We start from the raw sequence: 2,472 nt of genomic DNA on the forward strand, positions 1-2,472 counted from the left end.
CCGCGGTGGCGGTGACCGACGGGCCGCTGCGCAGCGGCGGCACCCGCCGCGAGGGCGCGCAGCGCACGCCGGCCCAGCGGGCCACGCCGACGGTCGACGACCTGCTCAACTCTCGCGCCGACCGCGCGCGTCCGCGGGCGACCGAGGGGTGGCGCGGAGCGGTCCGCCGTCTGACCGGCGGCGCGATCTCGCCCCGCCCGGGCAAGGCGGAGCAGTCGCGTCTCGATCGCGAGCGTCTCGTGCAGCGCCGCCTCGACGCGCCGCGCACGATCGTGGTGCTCAACCCGAAGGGCGGGGCGCACAAGACCACGTCGACGCTGCTGCTGGCCGCGACGTTCGGCACCCAGCGCGGCGGCGCCACGCTCGCCTGGGACAACAACGAGACCCGCGGCACGCTCGGGTGGCGCGCGCAGAACGCGCCGCACCACCGCACGGCCGTCGACCTGCTCGAAGACCTCGACCGCTTCGCCACGCCCGATCGAGCGAGCCTCGCGGCGCTCGACACCTACGTACGCACGCAGGTCGACGCCCGCTTCGACGTGCTCGCCTCGGACGAGGATGCCGCGGCATCCTCCACCATCGACGCGACCGCCTTCGACCGCCTCCACGACGTGCTCTCGCGCTACTACCGCCTGCTCATCGTCGACACCGGCAACAACATGCGCGCCTCGAACTGGGTCGCCGCCGTCGCCGCAGCCGACCAGCTCGTCATCGTCTCGACGGTGCGCGAAGACACCGCGGCCAGTGCCGCCTGGCTGCTCGACGGCCTGCGCGAGAAGGGCTTCGACCACAAGATCGACGAGGCCGTCACGATTCTCGCGGCGCCGTCGACAAAGCCCGATCGCAAGCTCGCCGAGCGCCTCGAGCGCCACTTCTCGCAGGTCACGGCCGAGGTCGTGCACGTGCCCTTCGATGCCGCGCTCGTCGACGGCGGTCCCATCGATTTCGATGCGCTGTCGCCCGAGACCCGCGATGCGTGGCTCACGGTCGCGGCATCCATCGCCCGTCGTCTCTGACGCCGCGCCCTCGCGGTCCGCACCACGCCTGCCCGAACTGCAAGGGCTTTGACGGCGACGCGCCGGCGGGATGGCTGATGCCGCGGCGTGTCGCGCGGCATCCCTTGCAGTTCGGCCCGCGGATCGGCGGGTGACGCCGGGGCGGCCCGGCGACGGATGCCGCGGCGCGCTCAGCCCGCGAGCAGGCCGCCGCCGAGGTTGACCGGGCTGTCTTCGATGTTGCCGACGATGCCGCGGATGATGCCGGTGCCGTCGGCGGCGCGGAGGCTCTCGTACCAGGCGTCGGTCACGGCGGGATCGAACGCGTGCGTCTCCCAGGCGCGCTTGCGCGCCCGCAGCACGAGCTCCCCGGCCCGCTCCACGCGCATCGCGGCGTAGCGGCGGAGGGTGTCGGCGACGCCCAGCGTGTTGGTGGCGAACGCGATGCCGAGCGCGAAGGCGTCTTCGAGCGCTGAGCACGCCCCCTGGCCGATGTCGGGGGAGGTGTTGTGCGCGGCATCCCCGAGGATCGCGACCCGGCCCTTCGTCCAGGTGTCGAACGGGGTGATGTCCCAGATCTCGACGCGGTTGAGCGAGGTGGCCGGGTCGATCGCGGCGAGCAGCTCCTGCACTCCGGGCGCCCAGTCGCCGAACGCCTCGCGCAACGGTGCGACGCCTGCCGCGGGAGCATACGGCAGACCCGATGGCTGGGGGATGTCGAACCAGAAGTAGAAGCGGTCGCCGGCGATCGGCATGACCGCGGCGCGCTTGCCGTCGGCGACGTACGTCGTCCACGCCGTCGGGCGTCCGATGGATGCCGAGACCGGCACGAGCCCGTTGACGTTGGTGTACCCCGAGTACTCGCGCTCGATCGGCGGCGCGCCCTCGGGTTGCACGTAGTCGCGCACGATCGAGCGGGCGCCGTCGGCGCCGATGAGCATGTCGGCGGAGTCGGTCGTGCCGTCCGCGAACGTGGCGGTCACGGTCGTGCCGTCGTCGGCGATGCCGACGAGCTTCTTGCCGAGGTGGATGCCGTCGAGGCCGAACCGCTCCATCAGCAGCGCCTGCAGATCGGCGCGGGCGACCGGGTACGGCTTCTGCCCCGTCTGGGTGGTGACCGGCGCGAGGGAGAAGTCGCACAGGGTCTCGCCGGTGTGCCCATCGAGGTAGACCATGTCGGCCATGTCGCCGCCGAGAGCGGCGACCTCGGCGCCGAGTCCGAGCCAGTTCAGCACCTTCACGCCGTTCGACCACAGCGACAGGGCTGCTCCCACCGGACGGTTCTCGCGCATCTGGTCGTAGATGACGACGTCGTGGCCCAGCCTCTGCAGCGCGATGCCCGCGCTCGTTCCCCCGACACCCGCTCCGACGACGATCACCTTCATGCCGGCCACGCTACGGATGCCGTGTCACCGCGACGTTTCCTCGGGGTAACCGCACCCGCCTCCGCCCCCCCGCCCACCCGCCGCCCGCCCCC

2 protein-coding genes are annotated in these 2,472 nt (G+C 72.7%); one reads left to right on the plus strand and one right to left on the minus strand.

The features are described 5' to 3' along the window. A partial coding sequence (locus tag AS96_RS13505; RefSeq protein WP_036290820.1) for a MinD/ParA family ATP-binding protein occupies positions 1-1,016 on the plus strand: 1,016 nt, incomplete at its 5' end. A gap of 170 nt (positions 1,017-1,186) precedes the next feature. On the opposite strand, the gene hpxO is transcribed toward AS96_RS13505, so the two are convergent. Continuing rightward, positions 1,187-2,380 carry an FAD-dependent urate hydroxylase HpxO gene (hpxO, locus tag AS96_RS13510; RefSeq protein WP_036290822.1) on the minus strand — a complete coding sequence of 398 codons (1,194 nt, stop codon included), beginning with the start codon at positions 2,378-2,380 and terminating at the stop codon, positions 1,187-1,189. Between the last annotated feature and the right edge of the window lie 92 nt (positions 2,381-2,472).

It is taken from the genome of Microbacterium sp. MRS-1, assembly GCF_000585455.1.
Classification (GTDB): domain Bacteria; phylum Actinomycetota; class Actinomycetes; order Actinomycetales; family Microbacteriaceae; genus Microbacterium; species Microbacterium laevaniformans.

Bases quoted from the DNA above. Each gene is read 5' to 3' on its own strand.
- hpxO (WP_036290822.1), bottom strand. From the start codon at position 2,380: ATGAAGGTGATCGTCGTCGGAGCGGGTGTCGGGGGAACGAGCGCGGGC.